General features: G+C 64.9%; 16 protein-coding genes. 13 read left to right on the top strand and 3 right to left on the bottom strand.

Annotation, left to right across the window (positions count from 1 at the left end; genetic code table 11):
* Positions 1-268: 268 nt before the first annotated feature.
* The gene (locus HNS03_RS00285) at positions 269-973 is read right to left on the bottom strand and encodes a Crp/Fnr family transcriptional regulator (protein ID WP_367192201.1); all 705 of its coding nucleotides are present in this window, start codon (positions 971-973) and stop codon (positions 269-271) included.
* Between the two features lie 225 nt (positions 974-1,198).
* Between HNS03_RS00285 and HNS03_RS00280 the strand changes: the two genes are divergently transcribed.
* Together HNS03_RS00280 and HNS03_RS00275 are read left to right on the top strand one after the other, a co-directional pair.
* Positions 1,199-2,125, top strand: a complete 927-nt coding sequence (locus tag HNS03_RS00280) for a ring-cleaving dioxygenase (protein ID WP_367192199.1) — start codon at positions 1,199-1,201, stop codon at positions 2,123-2,125.
* A 111-nt stretch (positions 2,126-2,236) separates the two neighbouring features.
* Complete coding sequence (locus tag HNS03_RS00275) at positions 2,237-2,812, top strand: DUF2076 domain-containing protein (protein WP_367192197.1); 576 nt, start codon at positions 2,237-2,239, stop codon at positions 2,810-2,812.
* A gap of 143 nt (positions 2,813-2,955) precedes the next feature.
* Here the strand turns inward: HNS03_RS00275 and HNS03_RS00270 are convergent, their stop codons facing one another.
* Positions 2,956-3,627, bottom strand: a complete 672-nt coding sequence (locus HNS03_RS00270; protein ID WP_367192794.1) for a L,D-transpeptidase — start codon at positions 3,625-3,627, stop codon at positions 2,956-2,958.
* Between the two features lie 502 nt (positions 3,628-4,129).
* Positions 4,130-4,951, bottom strand: coding sequence for a DUF2927 domain-containing protein (locus HNS03_RS00265; RefSeq protein WP_367192195.1), 822 nt, complete (start codon positions 4,949-4,951; stop codon positions 4,130-4,132).
* A gap of 147 nt (positions 4,952-5,098) precedes the next feature.
* Here HNS03_RS00265 and lepA point away from each other — a divergent pair, with 147 nt between their 5' ends.
* The 11 genes from lepA (at position 5,099) to cysG (ending at position 21,743) form a co-directional block, all read left to right on the top strand.
* Entirely contained in the window at positions 5,099-6,946 is a 1,848-nt protein-coding gene (gene lepA, locus HNS03_RS00260; RefSeq protein ID WP_367192194.1) for a translation elongation factor 4, read from the top strand.
* Between the two features lie 94 nt (positions 6,947-7,040).
* Entirely contained in the window at positions 7,041-7,628 is a 588-nt protein-coding gene (locus tag HNS03_RS00255; RefSeq protein ID WP_367192193.1) for an ANTAR domain-containing response regulator, read from the top strand.
* A gap of 5 nt (positions 7,629-7,633) precedes the next feature.
* Positions 7,634-8,911, top strand: a complete 1,278-nt coding sequence (locus tag HNS03_RS00250) for a CmpA/NrtA family ABC transporter substrate-binding protein (protein WP_367192191.1) — start codon at positions 7,634-7,636, stop codon at positions 8,909-8,911.
* A 569-nt stretch (positions 8,912-9,480) separates the two neighbouring features.
* Complete coding sequence (locus HNS03_RS00245) at positions 9,481-10,830, top strand: CmpA/NrtA family ABC transporter substrate-binding protein (protein WP_367192792.1); 1,350 nt, start codon at positions 9,481-9,483, stop codon at positions 10,828-10,830.
* A gap of 63 nt (positions 10,831-10,893) precedes the next feature.
* Positions 10,894-11,982, top strand: coding sequence for an ABC transporter permease (locus tag HNS03_RS00240; RefSeq protein ID WP_367192190.1), 1,089 nt, complete (start codon positions 10,894-10,896; stop codon positions 11,980-11,982).
* A gap of 12 nt (positions 11,983-11,994) precedes the next feature.
* The gene (locus tag HNS03_RS00235) at positions 11,995-13,725 is read left to right on the top strand and encodes an ABC transporter ATP-binding protein (RefSeq protein ID WP_367192188.1); all 1,731 of its coding nucleotides are present in this window, start codon (positions 11,995-11,997) and stop codon (positions 13,723-13,725) included.
* Between the two features lie 66 nt (positions 13,726-13,791).
* On the top strand, positions 13,792-16,242 hold the full coding sequence (gene nirB, locus HNS03_RS00230; RefSeq protein WP_367192186.1) for a nitrite reductase large subunit NirB: 2,451 nt from the start codon (positions 13,792-13,794) through the stop codon (positions 16,240-16,242).
* On the top strand, positions 16,239-16,607 hold the full coding sequence (gene nirD / locus HNS03_RS00225; protein WP_367192184.1) for a nitrite reductase small subunit NirD: 369 nt from the start codon (positions 16,239-16,241) through the stop codon (positions 16,605-16,607). The genes nirB and nirD overlap by 4 nt, the downstream gene beginning before the upstream one ends.
* Before the next feature lie 92 nt (positions 16,608-16,699).
* Positions 16,700-17,545, top strand: a complete 846-nt coding sequence (locus tag HNS03_RS00220) for a formate/nitrite transporter family protein (RefSeq protein WP_367192183.1) — start codon at positions 16,700-16,702, stop codon at positions 17,543-17,545.
* Positions 17,546-17,635: 90 nt separating this feature from the next.
* A complete protein-coding gene (locus HNS03_RS00215; protein ID WP_367192181.1) occupies positions 17,636-20,302 on the top strand; it encodes a molybdopterin-dependent oxidoreductase in 2,667 nt (888 codons plus the stop codon).
* On the top strand, positions 20,274-21,743 hold the full coding sequence (cysG, locus tag HNS03_RS00210; protein ID WP_367192180.1) for a siroheme synthase CysG: 1,470 nt from the start codon (positions 20,274-20,276) through the stop codon (positions 21,741-21,743). Before HNS03_RS00215 ends, cysG begins: the two co-directional genes overlap by 29 nt.
* Positions 21,744-22,090 lie beyond the last annotated feature (347 nt).

The raw sequence follows: 22,090 nt of genomic DNA, 5'->3' as shown, positions 1-22,090 counted from the left end.
CACCGCTGCCCGGGCGCGGCCAAATATGGCAGGCGCGCGGTCGCGCACTGGTGGGATGCGATCATTAAATGTTGATGCTGGTTCTTCCTGAGCAACCCCAACCCTCCGCTCACTTCCACGAAAGCGGGAAGTGCCGGAGTTCGAGGGAGCGCCTCAAGTCATTCGCACCGCCTCTCCGTACTCACCAACCAGCCGACGACCGTCGGCCGGCCGGAGGCCGCCCCCGCGGAGACGTCGCGTGAAACGCGACTGTCGTGAGCGAAAGTAATCACAACGTCGCGGCGGCCTCCAGCGTGCGGCGGTCTTCGATGCAGTAATAGCCGGAGATCCGGCTGATGGTGCCGCCGCGCTTCCAGTCGTTGAGAACCCGGCTCACATTTTCCCGGGCACCGCCCGCCATGGAGGCGATGTCCGACTGGCTGATCTTGTAGTGGATCAGGACCCGCTCATTCTCCAGCGGCCGGCCGAAACTGACGGCCAGGTGCAACAGGGTCTGGGCGACCCGGCCCGGTAGGGGCAGGAAAGAGCGGGCGGCGAGCGCGTCGTTGGATTGGCGCAAGCGCTGGCCGACGATGGTGAGAATGTGCCGGTAGACGCCCGGATTGTCGTCGGCGAAGCGCTCGAAGGTCGATTTCTCAATGAAGGCGAGCCGGGTCGGCTTGACCGCGATGACGCTCGCCGAGCGCGGTCGCCCATCGAAAATCGAGAGCTCGCCCACCACCGATCCCGGCCCCAGCATGGCCAGAAGCTGCTCCGACCCGGCGCAGGAGGTGACGCAGACCTTCAGCGACCCGTCCAGCACGACATAGAAGCCGTTGCCGGGGTCGCCGGCGGTAAACAGCGTCTTGCCCGGCTCTAGCTTGACCGTGCGCGCAAGCTCGGCCAAGCCCGCGGCCAAGTCCGGATCGAGCCCCTCCAGCGAGAAGCTGCGATCGACGATCGTCTGTCCTATCGTCGCCGGCTCGGTGGCCATGTCCGGTCTCCCTAAATCCGCATTTACAATACTACCACAATTAAAAGCCCATTTCTCTTTGATTGAACCGAAGTGAGCGGTGTCCACGTTTCGGCAACGCAGTGTCACCGGTCGTTTGGCGATCGCCTGGTTTTCTTCCCCATCTCGACTGACCATCTTCCGCTCCACGATCCGCCAATACAGGCATGCGCCATTCGTTGGCGGCCATCATCATGGAGCGTTGTCATGTCGCCCGTTCGTGGTCTTCATCACATCACGGCCATTTCCTCGTCCGCCCAAGGCAATGTCGACTTTTTCGGCAAGGTTTTGGGCCTGAGGCTCGTCAAGAAAACCGTCAACTTCGACGATCCCGGCACCTACCATCTCTACTTCGCCGACGGCACCGGCACGCCGGGAACGGTGCTGACGTTCTTTCCCTGGGCGGGGGCGCACAAGGGACGGCCCGGTACCGGAGAAGCGGGCCTGACCCAGTTCGCCGTCGCCCCCGGAGCGCTCGATTTCTGGCGCGATCGGCTGATGGCCGCCTCCGCCCCGCTCGAAGAGAAGACGGTGGCCGACGAGACCCGGCTGATCTCGGCAGATCCCGATGGTTTCGCGTTCGCCCTGGTCGAGGCGCCCGACGATCCCCGCACCGGCTGGATCGTCGACGGTATCGACCCGGCGGCGGCGATCAAAGGGTTCCGCGGGGTCACGCTGACCTTGCGTGATGTCGAGCCGACCCGTGCGCTTCTGACCGGACTGATGGGCTACACCGAGGTCGGTCACGAGGGCGCGTTGACGCGGCTTGCCAACGCTGAGGTCGCGGCTGGCGTGGTCGATCTCGTTGCCGCTCCGCAAACGCCGCCCGCGTCCCAGGGTGCCGGCCGGATCCATCACATCGCCTTTCGGGTGGCCGACCGCGCGACCCAGGCGACCATCCGCTCGACCCTGGTCGCGGAGGGCTTTCAGGTCACGCCTCAGATCGACCGCTCCTATTTCACTGCGATCTATTTTCGCTCACCCGGCGGCGTGCTGTTCGAGGTCGCCACCGACGAGCCGGGCTTCGCCACCGACGAGCGCGTTGAGGAGCTGGGCCAGGGCCTCAAGCTGCCCGTCGAGCACGAGCATCTGAGGCCGATGTTGGAAAAGCGGCTTCCCGAACTGGTCGTGTGAGGCGCAATTCGCTCGCGTCGGGATCACGTCGATTTCAGAGTGCGGAGCGCGCAATGCATCCCCACATAACGCTCGCCTTGACGGCAGTGGTGAAGCGAGAGGAAATCGACGATGACCCCGACGGAGCGTGAGCTTCTGAGCCGATTGTTCGACCGGATCGACCAAGCTTCGAGCGGCCCGCGGGACGGCGAGGCGGAGGCCTTGATCGCGGAGCGCGTCGCCGCCAACCCGCAGGCGGCCTACCGGATGGCCCAGACGATCGCCGTCCAGGACAAGGCGCTCAATCGTGCCGAAGAGAAGATCCGCAATCTGGAAGCCGCCCCGGAGCGACGATCGGATGCTCCGCCGGCGCGCAGCCTTGCCGACGAGGCCGATGCCGCGCTTCCTCCGCGTCGCTCCAGCGTGCCGACGGCAGGAGCCCGGCCGGCGGGCTTCGGCGCCGGTGGTTTTCTTGCCGGGGCCGGCCAGGTCGCGCTCGGCATCGTGGGTGGCTCGCTGTTGATGGAAGGCATTCGCGGGCTAATGGGCAACGACGGCGCCGCCCAGGCCGGCGAGGGGGCGGGCGTGGATGGCGCGCCGGCCGACGCGGCGGGGGCCGATCCGGGCCAGGACTACGCCGACGCGGATGGCGACATGGACGCCGACGGCGGCGGTTTCCTGGACGGCATGTTCGACGACTGGGGGTAGGCCGCTCTGCGGCGAAGTGGGATCGATTTTCCCTGCGGAGACGCGACGAGCCTCCCGCAAAAGACAAACGGGCCGGCAAATCGCCGGCCCGTTCTCACTTTAGTTCGGCTCGAACTCCGGTAGAAACGCGGTTCCGTCCGTGCTCAGCGCGTGACGACGACCCGGGATCCGACCGGCACGCGGTCGTAAAGGTCGATCACGTCTTCGTTGCGCATCCGGATGCAGCCCGACGACACGGCATGGCCGATCGTCCAAGGGGCGTTGGAGCCGTGAATGCGGTAGAGGGTCGAGCCCAGATACATGGCGCGGGCGCCGAGCGGATTGTCCGGCCCGCCTTCCATGTAGGCCGGCAGATCCGGCTGGCGCTTGCGCATCTGCGGCGGCGGGGTCCAGCCCGGCCATTCCGCCTTGCGCGTCACGCGATGGGTCCCGGCCCATTCGAAGCCCGGACGGCCAACGCCGACGCCATAGCGGCGGGCCTTGTTGCCGGCTTCCACGAGATAGAGATAGCGATCCTCGGTATCGATCACGATCGTGCCGGGCCCGTAGGGACCGGAATAGTCGATCACGGTCGGCATGAATTTCGGATCGAGCTTGAAGGAGGCCGCTGCGCCGCCCGCCTGCACGGCGGCCATCTGGTTGCGCCGCTGCTCGCGGATTTCTTCGGCGGTCATGCCGCGCTGGGCATCCGCCTGCTCATTCAGGTAGCGCAGCCAGTCACCGCGATCGGTTCCCTGGAACGAGCTGGACGCAACGGCCGGACCGGCGATAACCAGCCCGAGCGCAAGGCTAAGAAGGAATTTCCGTTTGATCATGGTGACGACGCTCACACGCATCCTGTCGAATGTATCCCAGATCACGAAGATTTCGCGCCACACCGACCCGAAATCGAAAAACGTGACCAATTCAAACCAACTTAAGCAGGGATGACGACGAAAACCGGTTACCGCTTGTCCGCATCCTGCTCTCGGAGCGGGCAGCGACGCTCGAAAGCCCCGAGTCGCCCGCATCAGGCGTCTTTATGGCTGAAAAGTGTCGCAACCAGAAGCCCAATGCTGCGCGACGTAGCGCAAATTCAGTCAACATGCGGTGAACGTGCAACAGATCGCCGCCACAATTTGCGTCGGCTCCACGATTTTTTAGGGGCTGCCTTCCGCCAACCTGTCCGCGACTTGGAAACGGACAAAAACGAACCAATGCGCCGCAAGTCCCGGCGGGACTGAACAGGCGTCGAAAGCAGGCTGCACTTTCTTGCGTAGTTCTTCTGTTCAGGCCCGATTTTGGCTGCCAACGCAGCCTCTATTCCAGGTTCATGACCTAGCGTGCGTTGGGCGAGATCAGCTTGCGGGTGCGCAGCACCCATCTCAACCGCTGGCGGGAATCGCGGATGGCGGCGGGCAGCACGGGCAGCACCTCGTCCAGCGTCATACCGGTCTTTACCCGTCGATCGTACAGCATAGACAGGATGAACCAGTCGTACACGCCGAAGCCTTGAACCTTCGAATTGTCGTTGTAGATCGAATGCGGCAGCGAGGAATCGTCGTTTACCGGGCCGAGGCTCTGGGTGATTTCTTCGATCATGCAGTGGCGGAAATTCCGCCGGCCCTCGTTGGAAACGATGTAGACGAAGGCGCGCTCGAGCCCCTTGCCGGCGCGGCCACCCGTTACGGCCGAGCAGTCGTTGGACCGCAGAAAGCTGGTATCGAACGTATCGGGCAGGGTTTCGCGGATGGTTTTGCGATAGTAGGCCCGGTCGATCAGGAAGACGATCATGTTCGCCTGGTCTTCCTTGGAAACCACCCGGATGGAAAGCCCGGCCACCGTTTGATTCAGGATGCGGACGAACTCGACCACCTGGCGAGAAAAGTCCCGCTCGGCGCGATTGACGATAAAGACCTTCACCGGCCCGGAGAATTTCTTGACGGTGGTGAAGGTGGTCGGATCCTGGTCGCGCCGCATGATCTCGGCGCCGAACACCGTGGCGACGAATCCGTGAATCAGCTCCTCGTCGGAGAAGGCGTTGACCACCCGCTCCACGGTGAGCGGTTCGTCGCGCTCGGGCTCGCTGGACTGGGCCTGAACGCTCACGCCGGGGAACACGAGCAGGAGCCCGAGGAGGAGGAAAAACGAGGCGCGCATCACGCACTCCGAAGCCAATGCCTACACGGGTTTCGAGCACGTTCCGACGAGCGCAGCAAGGGCGATCGACAATCGGAGCAAAAATCACCCTGTCCAGGACCATTGCGGACCTTTCCGGACCGCAGGCCCGATGCTATCTGAAGCTTCATGAGCGAATCCACCCTTGCGACCCAGGCGAGCCAGGCGTCCGTCGGCGCTGAGCCGATTGCGGACATCCGAAACTTTTCGATCGTGGCCCACATCGACCACGGCAAGTCGACGCTGGCCGACCGGCTGATTCAAGCCACCGGCAGCCTGACCGACCGGGAGATGAAGGACCAGATCCTCGACAACATGGACATCGAGCGCGAGCGTGGCATCACGATCAAGGCGCAGACGGTCCGCCTCGTCTACAAGGCGAAGGACGGCAAGACCTACAAGCTGAACCTGATCGACACGCCTGGCCACGTCGACTTCGCCTACGAGGTGAACCGATCGCTCGCCGCCTGCGAGGGCTCGCTCCTGGTGGTGGACGCCAGCCAGGGCGTGGAAGCCCAGACGCTCGCCAACGTCTACCAGGCGATCGACAACGACCACGAGATCGTCCCCGTCCTCAACAAGATCGATCTTCCGGCTGCCGAGCCGGAGCGCATCAAGGCCCAGATCGAGGACGTGATCGGCCTTGACGCTTCCGAGGCGGTCGAGATCTCGGCGAAGACTGGCCTCGGTATCGAGAATGTGCTGGAAGCGATCGTCACGCGGCTGCCGCCGCCCACCGGCGAGGCAAAGGCGCCGTTGAAGGCGATGCTCGTCGATTCCTGGTACGATACCTATCTCGGCGTCGTCGTGCTGGTGCGCGTCATCGACGGCTATTTGAAGAAGGGCCAGCGCATCAAGATGATGCGCACCGGCGCCGTCTACGACGTCGACAAGGTCGGCGTGTTCACGCCGAAGATGCTGGAGGTCGACGCTCTCGGCCCTGGCGAGATCGGCTTCGTGATGGCCGCGATCAAGGAGGTCGCGGACACCCAGGTCGGCGACACCATTACCGACGCGGCCAAGCCCGCCGCCCAGCCGCTGGCCGGTTTCCGCCCGTCGATCCCCGTCGTATTCTGCGGTTTGTTCCCGATCGACGCCGCCGACTTCGAGGATCTGCGCGCCGCCATGGGCAAGCTGCGCCTCAACGATGCCAGCTTCTCCTACGAGATGGAGACATCCGCGGCGCTCGGCTTCGGCTTCCGCTGCGGCTTCCTCGGCCTTCTGCATCTGGAGATCATCCAGGAACGGTTGGCCCGCGAGTTCAATCTCGACTTGATCGCGACCGCACCCTCGGTGGTCTACAAGCTCGAGCTGACCGATGGCACCGAGCTGGAGCTGCACAATCCGGCCGATATGCCCGATCCGGTCAAGATCGCCGAGATCCACGAGCCCTGGATCCGCGCGACGATCCTGACCCCGGACGAGTATCTCGGCAATATCCTGAAGCTCTGCCAGGAACGGCGCGGCATCCAGGTCGATCTCAACTATGTCGGCTCGCGCGCCATGGCGACCTACGACCTGCCGCTCAACGAGGTGGTGTTCGACTTCTATGACCGGCTGAAATCGGTCTCCAAGGGCTATGCCTCGTTCGACTATCATGTCACCGGCTATCAGCCCGGCGATCTGGTGAAAATGCAGATCATGGTCAACGCCGAGCCGGTCGACGCGCTCTCCATGCTGGTCCACCGCTCCCAGGCGGAACGGCGCGGCCGCGCGATGTGCGAGAAGCTGAAAGAGCTGATCCCGCAACATATGTTCCAGATCCCGGTGCAGGCGGCGATCGGCGGGCGGGTGATCGCGCGCGAGACGATCCGCGCGCTCCGCAAAGACGTGACGGCCAAGTGCTATGGCGGCGACGCCACCCGCAAGCGCAAGCTTCTGGAAAAGCAGAAGGAAGGCAAGAAGCGCATGCGCCAGTTCGGCAAGGTGGAGATCCCGCAGGAGGCCTTCATCGCCGCCTTGAAGGTTGACAGCTAAAACGCGTGTTGCCGCGTCGTTTTAGGCCTCTCGCGGTCGTCCACATGGCGCTATGTTGCATTGCACTCGTCGCACGCATAGGCGAGATTGCCGCATGGCCGATGCATCCTTCCGAGTCCTGGTGATCGACGACAATGCCGTTCGCGCCTCGATCATCGAGGACGGGCTGCGCGAGGCCGGCCACGCCGACGTCACCGTCATCACCGAGATGCGCGGGCTCTTGCGCCAGATCGTCGAAGCGGATCCGGACGTCGTCTTCATTGACCTGGAAAATCCCAACCGTGACGTCCTGGAGCAGATGTTCCAGGTTTCCCGGACGGTTCGTCGTCCCGTTGCCATGTTCGTCGACCGCTCCGATGCTGCCTCGATCGAGGCGGCGATCGATGCGGGCGTTTCGGCCTATGTCGTCGACGGTCTGCGCAAGGAGCGGGTCAAACCCATCCTCGACATGGCGATCAGCCGCTTCAACGCCTTCAACCGGCTCCGCGAGGAACTCGACCGGACCAAGCAGGCGCTGGAGGACAGGAAGGTCATCGACAAGGCGAAGGGAATCTTGATGAAGACACGGGGGATCGGGGAAGAAGAGGCCTATGCACTCCTGCGCAAGACCGCGATGAACGAAAGCCGTCGGGTCGCCGATATCGCCCAGGGCCTCGTCACCGCGTCGAAGCTTTTGGGGTGACGATGATGGGCCCAGACGATCACGCGGACCGACAGGGCGGTTCTTCGAACGACGATAGCCGGACCGTTACGATCGGTTTCATCCCGCTCGTCGACTGCGCGCTCGTCGTTGCCGCCGCCGAAAAAGGGTTCGCCGAGGACGAAGGCCTGCGCCTCTCCCTGGTCCGCGAGACCTCTTGGGCCAATATCCGCGACCGGGCGATGCTAGGCCACTTCGATGCGGCCCACATGCTCGCGCCGCTGCCGATCGCTTCGACGCTCGGGGCCGGCGGGCACCTTCAGGTACCGATGGTGGCGCCGTTTTCGCTCGGGCTCGGCGGAAACGCCATAACCTTGTCGGAGCGGATTTGGTCCGCGCTCGAAGCCGAAGGCGCGCGGATCGACGACGATCCCGCAACGATGGTCGGTCATCTCGCCCGCCTGGTCGCACTGCGCAGGACCGAAGGCGCACCGCCGCTGACATTGGCCACCGTCTACCCGTTTTCCGGCCACAACTACGAGCTTCGCTATTGGCTTGCCTCGGCGGGGATCGATCCCGATGCCGATGTCCGGCTGGTCGTTCTGCCACCGCCGTTCATGGTCGATGCGCTCGCCGATGGCCAGGTGGACGGCTTCTGCGTCGGGGAGCCGTGGAACTCGACGGCGGTCGATGAGGGCGTTGGCGTCATTGTGGCCACCAAGTCCGCGCTTTGGCGTCAGGGGCCCGACAAGGTGCTCGGGCTGCGCAGGCAATTCGCCAAGGAGCATCCCGAACGCCTGAAGGCGCTGATCCGCGCGCTGCACCGTGCGGCGACCTGGGCTTCGGAGCCCGACCATCACGGCGAGCTGGCGGAGCTGTTGAGCCGCCCCGCCTATGTCGGCGGCCGGCCTGAGGTCATGCTGGCGGCGTTGAGCGGGCAAATCACCCGGCGCAAGGGCCTCGCCCCGAAAGCGATTGCCGATTTCCTGGTCCTGCACGCCCATGCGGCGAACTTCCCATGGCAGAGCCACGCCCTGTGGTTCTATTCGCAGATGGTGCGGTGGGGCCAGGTTCCCTATCGGGCGGAGGATCTCGCCAGGGTACGGGAGGTCTACCGGCCGGATCTCTATCGTGCCGCGCTGCAGTCGACGGATGCCGACCTGCCCAATGCCAGCGCAAAGGTCGAAGGTGCCTTGAAAGCGGCGACGCCGGTTGCCTCCAAAAGCGGGCGGATGGTGCTCGGCCCCGACGGGTTCTTCGACGGACGGCTGTTCGATCCCGACGATGTGGAAGGTTATCTCAAGTCCCTCGGCGTCGAGTTCTAAATCGTCACCACGGCCTAACCCCCTTTCCCCGCAAATCCCGGATGGAAAGCCGGCTGCCCCTTAATCCTGGGACTTGCTCGATCTCCCGCGCTGCCGCAAGTCTCATCGCACATGCACAATAGTTGGGCTTGCGAAGAGCGGAGGCCCGCCCGTAACCTTAAATTACTCGAACATCAGTTTCCCGGATCAGAAGTCTGAGAGAAATTTGAGATGGTCGAGCCGGCATGGGTTTGTGCCAACGATGGCTGACCGAGCTGGCTAGAGCGTTTTCCGGCGAAGCGGGACCCGGTTCGCCGTTGGGAAACGCGCCGAGACAATGACTTGGAGCTGTTCTGCGCGTCCGTGAAACGCGGAACGGCCCGAGAGACCCCGAACATATTTGGCGCACCCACTGTCGGGGCGCCCCAGGCGACGCCGTCGATCATCGTCCCCCTCGCCGGAGGAGGACGCGCTGATCCGACGGCTTTTTTCGTTTGCGCGGCTTTGCTCGCGACCAAGAACCGGAGTGGGAGATAATGATAGGGACGTTCGACAGGCGCACGGCGCTCAAAAGCCTCGCGTTGGGAGCCATGCTGGCGACGTTCGGGGTCGGGGAGGCCACCACCGCCTCCGCGGAGATGCTGTTTCCGGAAAAGGACGAGCTGACCTTCGGCTTCATCAAGCTCACCGACATGGCGCCGCTCGCCATCGCCTACGAAAAGCACTTCTTCGAGGATGAGGGGCTCTACGTCACGCTGGAACCTCAGGCGAACTGGAAGGTGCTGCTCGACCGGGTGATCACCGGCGAGCTCGACGGCGCCCACATGCTCGCCGGCCAGCCGCTGGCGGCGACCATCGGCTACGGCACCGAGGCCCACATCATCACGCCGTTCTCCATGGATTTGAACGGCAACGGCATCACCGTCTCCAATGAGGTCTGGGAGAAGATGAAGCCGAACATCCCGACCAACGAAGACGGCAAGCCCCAGCATCCGATCTCCGCCTCGGCGCTCAAGCCCGTGGTCGAAGAGTTCAAGCAGCAGGGCAAGCCCTTCAACATGGGCATGGTCTTTCCCGTCTCCACCCATAACTACGAGTTGCGCTACTGGCTGGCGGCCGGAGGGATCCATCCGGGTTACTACGGCGAAAACGATACCACCGGCCAGATTCAAGGCGACGCGCTGCTGTCCGTGACGCCGCCGCCGCAGATGCCGTCCACCCTCGAAGCGGGCACGATCTACGGCTACTGCGTGGGCGAGCCATGGAATCAGCAAGCCGTGTTCATGGAAATCGGCGTGCCGGTGATCACCGACTACGAGATCTGGAAAAACAATCCGGAGAAGGTCTTCGGCATCACCGCCGAGTTCGCGGAGAAATACCCGAACACGACGCTTGCGATCACCAAGGCGCTGATCCGGGCGGCAATCTGGCTTGACGAGAACGACAACGCCAACCGCGAGGAAGCCGTCGAGATCCTGTCGAAGCCGGAATATGTCGGTGCCGACGCCGAAGTCATCGCAAATTCCATGACCGGCACCTTCGAATACGAGAAGGGCGACAAGCGCCAGGTTCCGGACTTCAACGTCTTCTTTCGCTACAACGCGACCTATCCCTTCTATTCCGACGCCATCTGGTACCTGACGCAGATGCGGCGCTGGGGCCAGATCCCCGAAGCAAAGCCCGATAGCTGGTACGACGAGACCGCTAAGAAGGTCTATCGGCCGGACATCTATCTGAAGGCCGCGCGCATGCTGGTCGAAGAAGGGCTTGCCGACGAGGCGGACTTCCCCTGGGAAACCGACGGCTACCGCGAGCCCACCGACGCCTTCTTGGACGGCGTCGTCTACGACGGCCGCAAGCCCAACGCCTACATCGAGTCGCTGTCGATCGGCCTGAAGGGCTCCGAGAAGATCAAGGGCACCGAGGTGGTTGGGGGCTGAACGACCACCGAACCCGCCGCCGCCCGTCTTCGCGCACGTTCCAGCCATCGAGATCCAGACGCCATGACCACCGCCGACGATTTTGTCGATAGCGCCTCGAAAGCGCGGTCGAGCCAACGACGCGACGCCCGCCTGGCCGCCGTCGATCGCCTGTCCAGGCCGATGTCCAATTTCGGGTTCGGATGGCTGGTGCCGCTGGTGAGGATCGGTGCCGGCGACCATTCGCCGAGCCAGTTCAAAGCGGTCGGAAGCCAGATCCTGGTCCCGCTGATCGGTATTCTTGCCTTTCTCGCCGCCTGGGCCGTGCTTGCGCCGCAGGTCAAAACCTCGCTCGGCGCCATCCCCGGACCGGTTCAGGTGTGGCATCAAGCCGAGGCGCTTTACGGCGAACACGTCGCCGAACGCCAGGAAGCCCAAGCCTTCTACGACCGGCAGGAAGCGCGCAATGCCAAGCTGGTCGAGGCCGGCTACGGCGACCGCGTGAAATGGCGGGACTATACCGGCCGGCCGACCTACTTCGATCAGATCCTGACCAGCTTGAAGACCGTCGCGATCGGATTCGTTATCGCAACCCTCATCGCCGTGCCGCTCGGGATCGCCTGCGGCCTCTGGCCGACCGTGAACGGCGCGGTGAACCCGCTGATCCAGGTGTTCAAGCCGGTCTCGCCGCTCGCCTGGCTGCCGATCGTGACGATGGTTGTTTCCGCACTCTACGTGAATGCGGTCGATGCCTTGCCGAAATCGCTCGTCGTCTCGGCGATCACGGTGACGCTGTGCTCGCTGTGGCCGACCTTGATCAACACCGCGCTCGGGGTGTCCTCGATCGACAAGGACCTTCTCAATGTCAGCCGGGTCCTCAACCTCTCGCCGACCAAGAAGCTCACCAAGCTGGTGCTGCCGTCGGCGCTGCCGCTGATCTTTACCGGGCTGCGCCTGTCGCTTGGCGTTGGCTGGATGGTGCTGATCGCAGCCGAGATGCTCGCCCAGAACCCCGGGCTCGGGAAATTCGTCTGGGACGAGTTCCAGAACGGCTCCTCCGACTCGCTGGCGCGCATCATGGTCGCCGTTTTGACGATCGGCATCATCGGCTTCCTGCTCGACCGCCTGATGCAGGCGTTGCAGGTCGCCTTCACCCACTCCGCGACCCGCTGAGGAGGTGAGGCCATGGCCCTTCTAGAGCTCAAATCCGTGACCAAGGCCTACGGCAGCGGACCCGATCGCAATCCGGTCCTGGGCGGGATCGACCTGAGAGTCGAGCAAGGCGAGTTCGTCGCGATCGTCGGCTACTCCGGATCCGGCAAGACCACGCTCGTCTCCACGATCGCCGGTTTGGTGGCGCCGGACGCCGGCGAGGTGATCTTTCGCGGCAAGCCGGTGAGCGGACCGTCTCCCGAGCGCGGCGTGGTGTTCCAGTCCTATTCGCTGATGCCGTGGCTGACGGTCACCGGCAATGTCGAGTTGGCGGTCGACGCGATCTTCGCCAAGAAGGGCGGTGCGGAGCGCAAAGCGCTCGTCGACGCCTATGTCGAGATGGTGGGCTTGTCGCACGCCCGCGACCGGCGTCCGGCCGAGCTCTCAGGCGGCATGCGCCAGCGCGTTGCCGTCGCCCGGGCGCTCGCCATGCAGCCGGAGCTGCTGCTGCTCGACGAGCCGTTGTCGGCGCTGGACGCGCTCACCCGCTCCAAGCTGCAGGACGAGCTTACCGACATCTGCGCGCGGGAAAGGCGGACCTTCGTTCTGATCACCAACGACGTCGACGAGGCGATCCTGCTCGCCGATCGGGTGATCCCGCTCAATCCGGGCCCGAACGCCACGCTCGGTCCCGACTTCGAGGTGGATCTGCCGCGCCCGCGCGACCGGGCGGAGCTCAACCACGATCCGGCGTTCCGGCGGCTGCGCGTCGACATCATTCGCTATCTCGACGAGGCGGGCAGCGGAGCGGAGAGCGCTACGGAGCTGGACGTGCCGAAAGTCGTCTCGCTCGCGGCAGCCGGAGGCCCTCCGAAGGCCTATCGCGCCGCCGCCGCATCGCCGATCGAGGAGCGTTTCGTCGAATTCTCCGGCGTGCGAAAGACCTTCCCGACCAAGGACGGTCCGCTCACGGTCGTGGATGGCTTCGATCTGAAAATGCAAAAGGGCGAGTTCGTCTCGCTGATCGGCCATTCCGGTTGCGGCAAGTCGACCGTGCTCAATATGGCCGCCGGTCTCGCCGATGTGAGCGGTGGGGGGATCGTGCTCGATGGCCGCGAGGTCGATGGCGCGGGGCCCGAGCGGGCCGTGGTCTTCCAATCGCCCTCGCTGTTTCCGTGGCTGACCGCCCGGGAAAACGTGGCGATGGGCGTCGACCGGGTCTATCCCAAGGCCAGCGCGGCGGAGCGGCGCGAGGTGGTCGCGTATTACCTCACGCGGGTCGGCCTCGCCGACGCCATGGATCGCCGGGCCGCCGACCTTTCCAACGGCATGAAGCAGCGCGTCGGCATTGCCCGCGCCTTCGCGCTGTCCCCCAAGCTCCTTCTCCTCGACGAGCCGTTCGGCATGCTCGACAGCCTGACCCGCTGGGAGTTGCAGGACGTGCTGATGGACGTGTGGAAGCGCTCCAGCGTGACGGCGATCTGCGTCACTCATGACGTCGACGAGGCGATCCTGCTCGCCGATCGCGTGGTGATGATGACCAACGGTCCTCACGCCCGGATTGGCAAGGTCATGGAGATCGACCTGCCGCGCCCTCGCGACCGCAAGGCGCTGATCGAACATCCCGATTTCTACGCCTATCGCGAGGAGCTTCTGGAGTTCCTGGAAGCCTACGAAGGTGGCGCCGATCCCACGCCGGAGCATCTCGACCAAATCAGGGCCAAGCGCGCCGCGCGCCGCCCGGCCGTGGCGGCTGCGGAATAGGAGACCCCCAATGATCGAAGCGTGCGCAGCAGCTTGCAGCGACCCTACGGCAGCGGAGTAAGCAAGATGACCGATAAGCTCGTGGTCGTCGGCAATGGGATGGCCGCCGGCCGACTTCTCGAACACCTGACGGAAACCGATCGGGACCGCTACGACGTTACGCTGTTCGGTGCGGAACCACGGGTGAACTACAACCGGATCATGCTGTCGCCGGTGCTCGCCGGGGACAAGCGGTTCGAAGACATCCTCATCCACGATGAGGACTGGTACGACGAAAACGGCGTGACGCTGGTCTCTGGCCGCAAGATCGTCGGGATCGACCGCGCGGCGAAGACCGTCACTGCCGATGATGGGGCCGTCACGCCCTACGACAAGCTGGTGCTCGCCACCGGCTCGGATCCGGTCATGATCCCGCTTCCGGGGCACGACCTCCCGGAAGTGATTTCCTTCCGCGATCTCGATGACGTGGAAAGCATGACGGCGGCGGCGGCGAACGGCGGCAAGGCCGTGGTCATCGGCGGCGGCTTGCTCGGGCTGGAAGCGGCCGCCGGTCTCAACGGTCGCGGCATGGACGTGACCGTGCTTCATCTCGCCCCCACCCTGATGGAACGCCAGCTCGACCCCTCGGCCGGCTATCTCCTGCAGAAGGAGCTGGAGAGCCGCGGCATCCGGGTGATCACGCGGGCCAATACCAAGGCGATCCAGGGCGGCCGCCACGTCGAAAGCGTGCTTCTCGACGACGACACCGAGCTTGACGCCGACCTGGTGGTGATGGCCGTCGGCATCCGCCCGAACGCCACGCTGGCGAAGTCCGCCGAGCTTGAGGTGGGGCGCGGCGTCGTCGTCGACGATCGCCTGCAGACCTCGGACCCCGACATCCTCGCCATCGGCGAATGCGTGGAGCATCGCGGTACCTGCTACGGGCTGGTGGCGCCGCTCTACGAGATGGCGAAGGTCGCCGCGGCGCGTTTGTGCGGCGAGGCGGAGGCCACTTTCGTGGGGGCCGTGACGTCGACCAAGCTCAAGGTCACTGGCATCAACCTGTTCTCCGCCGGCGATTTCGCGGAGGGCGATGATCGCGAGGAGATCGTCCTGCGCGATGCGTCGCGGTCGATCTACAAGCGCCTGGTCATCGAGAACGATCGGATCGTCGGGGCCGTGCTCTACGGCGACACCTCCGACGGCGTCTGGTTCTTCGACCTGTTGAAGGAGAAGGCCGATGTGACCGAGCTGCGCGAGACCTTGATCTTCGGCAGCGCCTATGCCGGAGGGGCGCCGCTGGACCCTACGGCGGCCGTTGCAGCCTTGCCGGATAGCGCGGAGATCTGCGGCTGCAACGGCATTTGCAAGGGCGACATCGTCTCCGCGATCGCCGACAAGGAGCTGTCATCTTTGGAGGACGTTCGCAGCCATACCAAGGCCTCCAACAGTTGCGGCACGTGCACCGGGCTGGTCGAGCAACTGCTCTCGCTCGCGCTGGGCGACGCCTACGATCCGGCGGCCATCAAGCCGATGTGCGGGTGCACAGATCTCGGCCATGGCGAGGTCCGCCGGCTGATCGTGGCCAAGGAGTTGAAATCGATCCCGGCCGTCATGCAGGAGCTGGAGTGGGCGACCGCGAACGGCTGCGCCAAGTGCCGACCGGCGTTGAACTACTATCTGGTTGCCACCTGGCCGGGCGAATATGTCGACGACCAGCAGTCCCGGTTCATCAACGAGCGCGTGCACGCCAACATTCAGCGCGACGGTACCTACTCCGTGGTTCCGCGCATGTGGGGCGGTGTGACCAGTGCGCAGGAGCTGCGCGCGATCGCCGATGTGGTCGACAAGTTCGAGATCCCGACCGTGAAGTGCACGGGCGGGCAGCGCATCGACATGCTCGGTGTGCGCAAGGAAGACCTGCCGGCGGTGTGGGCCGATCTCAACGCCGCCGGGCTCGTGTCGGGCCACGCTTACGGTAAGGCGCTGCGCACCGTGAAGACGTGCGTGGGAACTGATTGGTGTCGCTTCGGCACGCAGGACTCCACCGGGCTCGGCATTCGGGTCGAAAAGTTCATGTGGGGCTCGTGGACCCCGGCCAAGGTGAAGATGGCCGTGTCCGGCTGCCCCCGCAACTGCGCCGAGGCGACCTGCAAGGATGTCGGCGTGGTGTGCGTCGACAGCGGCTACGAAATCCAGATCGGCGGTGCCGCCGGCCTCGACATCAAGGGCACGGAACTCCTCGGCAAGGTTGCCACGGAAGACGATGCCTTCGAGGCGATCGTCGCCGTCGTGCAGCTCTACCGCGAACAGGGCTGGTATCTGGAGCGGATCTACAAGTGGATGGCGCGGGTCGGGCTGGAGACCATCCAGGCCCAGGTGATGGAAGACCTTGAGAACCGGCGGGCTCTGTTCGACCGCTTCGTCTTTTCCCAGCGCTATTCACAGGCCGATCCCTGGCAGGAGCGGACCAAAGGCCGCGACGCCCACGAGTTCGCCCCGCTTGCGGATCTCACCCTCCAGGAGGCTGCCGAATGACAGAGCGCTGGCACAGGATCGGGCACCTCGACGACGTTCCGCGCTTGGGCGCGCGCTGCGTGCTGACCCCGTTCGGCCGCGTGGCCGTGTTCCGCGCGGCGGATGACGAGGTCTACGCCCTGGAAGACCGCTGCCCGCACAAGGACGGGCCGCTCTCCCAGGGGATCGTCCACGACAGATCGGTGACCTGTCCCCTCCACAACGCTGTGATCTCGCTTGCGACGGGCGAGATGGAAGGGCCGGACAACGGCCGCACGCGCGCGTTTTCCGTCCGGATCGATCCGGCGTCGCACGCAATCGAGCTGTCATTGGAACCGAGTTCGGCTGAGTTCAGGCGGCCTGAACCGGAGAGCGAACCCGCCTGAGAGAAGATTGAGGAAACGCCCGAGGGCCCGAGGCCGCCGCACGGAAATGTCGCCGGCCACAACAAGCACCTCCACCATCGGGAGTACCAGCCATGTCTTATCTCGCCCCCACGGAGTTCGTGGCCAAAATGGTCGACGCCGGGGAATCCAAGGTCTTCATGAACGCCAAGGATACGGTGATCCGAGCCTATATGGCCGGTGCCATCCTTGCGCTTGCCGCCGCCTTCGCCGTCACCATCACCGTCCAGACCGGCGAACCGCTGATCGGTGCCGTTCTGTTCCCGGTCGGGTTCTGCCTGCTCTATCTCCTCGGATTTGATCTTCTCACAGGGGTCTTCACCCTGGTTCCCCTCGCGCTGCTAGACCGACGCAACGGCGTGACCGTCAACGGCGTCTTGCGCAATTGGGGTCTCGTCTTCGTCGGCAACTTTGCCGGGGCGCTGACCGTGGCCGTCTTCATGGCGATCATCTTCACCTACGGCTTCTCCGAGGCGCCCAACGCCGTTGGCCAAACCATCGGCCATATCGGGGAGGGGCGCACCGTCGGCTACGCGGACCATGGCGCGGCCGGCATGCTGACGCTTTTCATCCGCGGTGTGCTCTGCAACTGGATGGTCTCCACCGGCGTCGTCGCGGCGATGATGTCCACCTCGGTATCCGGCAAGGTCATCGCCATGTGGATGCCGATCATGGTGTTCTTCTACATGGGCTTCGAGCATTCGGTGGTGAACATGTTCCTGTTTCCCTCCGGACTGATGCTCGGCGGCAATTTTTCTTTCGCCGACTACCTGATCTGGAACGAAATTCCGACCGTAGTCGGCAACCTCATCGGCGGTGTGACCTTCGTCGGCCTGACGCTCTACTCCACCCATTACGTCAAAGCGCCGAAGCACCGCTCCGAAGAGACGATGGATAGCATCGCTGAACCGGCAGAATAGCCACCGCGAAGGCGCGTCGCCGGACCGCGCGGTCGCGGCGGCGCGCTCCTCTTCACCCGCCTTTTAGTCAACCCGAACCGGAGACCGGCAATGGACGCGGCACGCACCGACACCACGGTTCGGACCACCTGCGCCTATTGCGGGGTCGGTTGCGGTGTGTTGGCGACCCCACGCGCCGACGGTGGCGTCGAGATCTCCGGCGATCCCACCCACCCGGCCAATTTTGGCCGGCTGTGCTCCAAGGGGATGGCGCTTGACGAAACAGTGGGGCTTGAGGGGCGGCTGCTCCATCCGCACGTCGACGGCCGGCGGACGGGGTGGGAGGCTGCGCTTGATCGGGTCGCCTCCGGCTTTTCCGAGGCAATCGTCGAAGATGGTCCGGATTCCGTGGCCTTCTATGTGTCCGGCCAGCTTCTGACCGAGGACTACTATGTCGCCAACAAGCTGATGAAAGGCTTCATCGGCTCGGCGAACATCGACACCAACTCCCGCCTGTGCATGGCCTCCGCCGTGGCCGGGCACCGCCGCGCCTTCGGGGCGGATATCGTTCCCGGCACCTATCAGGACGTCGAGACCGCCGATCTCGTCGTCCTTGTCGGCTCCAACCTCGCCTGGTGCCATCCCGTGCTCTATCAGCGCCTGATGGCGGCGCGCGAGAAGACCGGCGCCCAATTGGTGATCGTCGATCCGCGCCGCACCGCGACTGCCGTCGAGGCCGACCTGCACCTTGCGATCGCGCCGGGCTCTGACGTTGCCCTTTTCAACGGTCTTTTGACCCATCTCTCCGAGGCCGGGGCGATCGATACGGCGTTCGTCGGCGCGCATGCCTCTGGCCTCGGGGACGCCCTTGCCGCCGCATATGGCGATATCGCGAACGTCGCTCGGGCGACCGGCCTCGGTCCCATCGAGCTGAGGACGTTTTACGCGCTGTTTTCGGCGACGAATAAGGTCGTGACCGTCTTTTCTCAGGGCGTGAACCAATCGTCGGCGGGAACCGACAAGGTGAACGCGATCCTCAACTGTCATCTCCTGACCGGTCGTATCGGCAAGCGGGGCATGGGGCCGTTTTCGGTAACCGGCCAACCCAACGCGATGGGTGGGCGCGAAGTCGGTGGCCTGTCGAACCAGCTTGCCGCGCACATGGAACTGGAGAACGTCGCCGATCGCGATCGGGTCTCCCGCTTCTGGGGCAGCGGCCGCATCGCCGACCATGCCGGACCGAAGGCAGTAGAGCTGTTCCGCGCGGTTCGCGATGGCCGAATCAAGGCGCTTTGGATCATGGCGACCAATCCGGTTGTCTCGATGCCGGAGGCCGATCTGGTGCGGGAGGCGCTGGAGGCGTGCCCGTTCGTGGTGGTCTCCGACGTTCTGCCGGACACCGACACCGCGGCCTATGCCGATATTCTGCTGCCTGCGGCGGGATGGGGCGAGAAGGATGGCACCGTTACCAACTCCGAGCGGATGATCTCGCGTCAGCGGGCCTTTCTCGACCTTCCCGGCGAGGTGCGTCCCGACTGGTGGATCGTCACGGAAGTTGCCCGGCGGATGGGCTTTGCCGCAGCGTTCCCCTACGCAACCGCCGGCGAGATCTTCGCCGAGCACGCCGCCCTGTCAGGCTTTGAGAATGAAGGTACGCGCGCCTTCGACATCGGCGGACTGTCCGGGCTCGATGCCGCAGGATATCACGAGTTGGGGCCGGTGAGGTGGCCGGTGCGCCGCGACGCAACCCGCCGGGTGCGGTTTGGGAGTGATGGGCATTTCTTCACGCCCGATGGCCGCGCCCGGTTCGTACCGACGCCGGCTGCGTCGTCTACAGACGATCCGGACTATCCGCTGGTGCTCAACACCGGCCGGGTGCGCGACCAATGGCACACCATGACCCGCACCGGCCGCTCGCCGCGCCTGTCGAGCCACATTGCGGAACCCTATGTCGAGATCCATCCCGATGATGCCGCCACGGCTGCGATTGCGCCGGCGAGCCTCGTTCGGGTCGAAAGCCTTGAAGGGCGGATCGTCGTGCGGGCGCTGGTCACCGAGGCGCAGCGGCCGGGAACGGTCTTCGTGCCGATGCACTGGAACGGTCGGACGGCGAGCGCCGCACGTGTCGACAGCCTGGTTACCGCAACGACCGATCCGGTCTCGGGCCAGCCGGCCCTGAAGTCTGCAAGGGTGCGGGTCGGACCGTTTCCCGTCCGCTGGTACGGCTTCGCCGTCACGCGAGGTCGGCCCAAGCTCGGCGCCTGCGACTACTGGGCCGTTGCCAGGGCGCGTGGCGGCTACCGGGCGGAACTCGCCGGATCGGCGGATCCTGAAAGCTGGCGCGGGCTGCTTGCCTCGCTGCTCGGGCTGCCGCTGGCCGACGACGAGGTGCTCGCGGTTCAGGACGCGCGCTCCGGACATCACAGGTTGGCGGCGTTTTCCGGCGACCGGCTCGTTGGGGCGCTGTTCGTGGCGCCTGAGCCGGTGTCGGTCTCGCGCAGCTTCGTCGCCGGCGCCCTCTCCGAGACGTTCGAGTCGCCGCAGGAGCGGCTCGGTGTTTTGGCGGGGCGTCCGCGCGGCGAAGTGCCGGACTCGGGCGCGATCGTCTGCTCGTGCTTCGACGTCGGCATCAACCAGATCGACGCGCTGGTTCGATCCGGCGCGGCGACGAGCGTCGAGGCCGTCGGAACGGCCTTGAAGGCCGGAACCAACTGCGGCTCCTGCCGCGCGGAGATCCGGAGGATCATCCATGCCCGTTCGCTTCAAACAGCCGTCTGAACGCAAGCCGGGGCGCATTGCTCCGCTGGCCAAGCTTCCCGTCTTTTTCGATCTCGCTGGCCGAACGGCCGTGGTGATCGGTGGCTCGGAGGGAGCGGCCTGGAAGGCGGAGCTGCTTGCGGCGGCCGGTGCCGAAGTCTCCGTCTTTGCCGCGCAGGCGGGCGAAGACATGGAGGAGCTAACGGCTGCGGCTCTGCCCGCGGGGGCGCTCCGCCTGGTCCGTCGCGGCTGGCGCCCGGACGACCTTGCCGGAGCGGCGATCGTCGTCGGCGACGCCGATACGGTGGAGGAAGCTCAGGCGATCCGGGAGGCGGGACGCACGGCCGGGGCTGCAGTCAACATCGTCGACAAGCCGGACTTCTGCGATTTCCAGTTCGGCTCGATCGTTAACCGCTCGCCGGTCGTGATCGGCATTTCCACCGACGGGGCCGCGCCGGTGCTCGGCCAGGCGATCCGTCGGCGGATCGAGGCCCTGGTGCCGCCCTATCTCGGTGGCTGGGCGCGGGCCGCGAAGGATTGTCGCGCGTTTGTGGCGGACCGCATCGCCGACCCGGCCGGCCGCCGTCGTTTCTGGGAGCGGTTTTGCGATCTCGCCTTCCGTGCGCCGCCGGACGACGATGCGGCCGGGACGTTGCAGTCCCTCGCGACTGATATCGGCGCCGGGAGCCAAGGCGGGCGGGTCACTCTGGTCGGGGCAGGTCCCGGAGATGCCGAATATCTGACGCTGAAGGCGATGCGGGCGCTGCAGTCGGCCGACGTGATCCTGTTCGACGATCTGATTTCCGACGAGGTTATGGAGCTTGCCCGCCGGGAGGCGCGGCGGCTTCTGGTCGGCAAGCGAGGCGCCCGCGCCTCCTGTCGGCAGGAGGAAATCAACGCGCTGATGATCAAGTTGGCCGGCCAGGGCAAGCATGTGGTCCGGCTGAAGTCCGGCGATCCGATGATTTTCGGTCGGGCGGGCGAGGAAATCGCCGAGTTGTCGCGTCACGACATCGCCGTGGAGGTGGTTCCCGGTATCACCTCCGCGCTCGCGCTGGCCTCGAAGCTCGGGGTGTCGCTCACGCACCGCGACTGCGCTCACTCCGTGCGGTTCGTAACGGGTCATGCGCGTGATGGGCAGTTGCCGGAGATCGACTGGACCGGCCTTGCCGATCCCGAGACCACCCTGGTGGTCTATATGGGCGGCCGCACCTGCTCGCAATTTGCCGAGCAGCTCATCGCCAAGGGCCTGCCGCCGTCGACGCCGAGCGTTGCCGGGTGGGCCTTGGGCCGTCCCGACGAGCGGATCGTGCGCGGCACGCTCGCCAGCGTGGCCGACGACGTGGCAGAGGTCGGCTATGAGCGCCCGGTCCTGCTCGGCATCGGCGAAGTCTTTCTTTCGGCCCTCTCGGCCGCAACAACCGAGGTTCCGGATCTTCCAATGGAGGTCATGGCCTCATAAATGAGAAGGCGCCAGCCGCAACGCTTGGATCGTTCTGCGGTTCGCGGAATCGCCGAACGCTCCAAGTTATTGTTTTGCCACGTTTCCGGACGGCGAACCGGTTTCCACTTCACCTGGAAATGCGCAAACTGCGGCCTACTTCGCCTGCAGGTATACGCCTTTGTGCCAATCACGAAGTCGGTTGAAACTGGCAAATCTCCCCGCTGTCCACGTATGAAAGCCATCGGTCTTCGCGGAGAGCCCCGTGACGTTCCGCCCTGGATTTGCATCGGCCACAATATTGGTGTCGACGGGATAAAAGCTGCATTTCGCAGAGTGAGGGCCGGCGACAAATCGTTGGATAGGGC

Source organism: Amorphus sp. 3PC139-8 (genome assembly GCF_040750475.1).
Taxonomy (GTDB): domain Bacteria; phylum Pseudomonadota; class Alphaproteobacteria; order Rhizobiales; family Amorphaceae; genus Amorphus.
Note: the sequence above shows the minus strand (reverse complement) of the source record. Positions and strands in the feature narration are given on the sequence as shown.

What these genes read in the sequence shown, in the direction of transcription:
- HNS03_RS00285 (WP_367192201.1), bottom strand. Translation starts at nt 973, where the DNA reads ATGGCCACCGAGCCGGCGACGATAGGACAGACGATCGTCGATCGCAGC.
- HNS03_RS00280 (WP_367192199.1), top strand. Translation starts at nt 1,199, where the DNA reads ATGTCGCCCGTTCGTGGTCTTCATCACATCACGGCCATTTCCTCGTCC.
- HNS03_RS00275 (WP_367192197.1), top strand. Translation starts at nt 2,237, where the DNA reads ATGACCCCGACGGAGCGTGAGCTTCTGAGCCGATTGTTCGACCGGATC.
- HNS03_RS00270 (WP_367192794.1), bottom strand. Translation starts at nt 3,627, where the DNA reads ATGATCAAACGGAAATTCCTTCTTAGCCTTGCGCTCGGGCTGGTTATC.
- HNS03_RS00265 (WP_367192195.1), bottom strand. Translation starts at nt 4,951, where the DNA reads ATGCGCGCCTCGTTTTTCCTCCTCCTCGGGCTCCTGCTCGTGTTCCCC.
- lepA (WP_367192194.1), top strand. Translation starts at nt 5,099, where the DNA reads ATGAGCGAATCCACCCTTGCGACCCAGGCGAGCCAGGCGTCCGTCGGC.
- HNS03_RS00255 (WP_367192193.1), top strand. Translation starts at nt 7,041, where the DNA reads ATGGCCGATGCATCCTTCCGAGTCCTGGTGATCGACGACAATGCCGTT.
- HNS03_RS00250 (WP_367192191.1), top strand. Translation starts at nt 7,634, where the DNA reads ATGGGCCCAGACGATCACGCGGACCGACAGGGCGGTTCTTCGAACGAC.
- HNS03_RS00245 (WP_367192792.1), top strand. Translation starts at nt 9,481, where the DNA reads ATGCTGGCGACGTTCGGGGTCGGGGAGGCCACCACCGCCTCCGCGGAG.
- HNS03_RS00240 (WP_367192190.1), top strand. Translation starts at nt 10,894, where the DNA reads ATGACCACCGCCGACGATTTTGTCGATAGCGCCTCGAAAGCGCGGTCG.
- HNS03_RS00235 (WP_367192188.1), top strand. Translation starts at nt 11,995, where the DNA reads ATGGCCCTTCTAGAGCTCAAATCCGTGACCAAGGCCTACGGCAGCGGA.
- nirB (WP_367192186.1), top strand. Translation starts at nt 13,792, where the DNA reads ATGACCGATAAGCTCGTGGTCGTCGGCAATGGGATGGCCGCCGGCCGA.
- nirD (WP_367192184.1), top strand. Translation starts at nt 16,239, where the DNA reads ATGACAGAGCGCTGGCACAGGATCGGGCACCTCGACGACGTTCCGCGC.
- HNS03_RS00220 (WP_367192183.1), top strand. Translation starts at nt 16,700, where the DNA reads ATGTCTTATCTCGCCCCCACGGAGTTCGTGGCCAAAATGGTCGACGCC.
- HNS03_RS00215 (WP_367192181.1), top strand. Translation starts at nt 17,636, where the DNA reads ATGGACGCGGCACGCACCGACACCACGGTTCGGACCACCTGCGCCTAT.
- cysG (WP_367192180.1), top strand. Translation starts at nt 20,274, where the DNA reads ATGCCCGTTCGCTTCAAACAGCCGTCTGAACGCAAGCCGGGGCGCATT.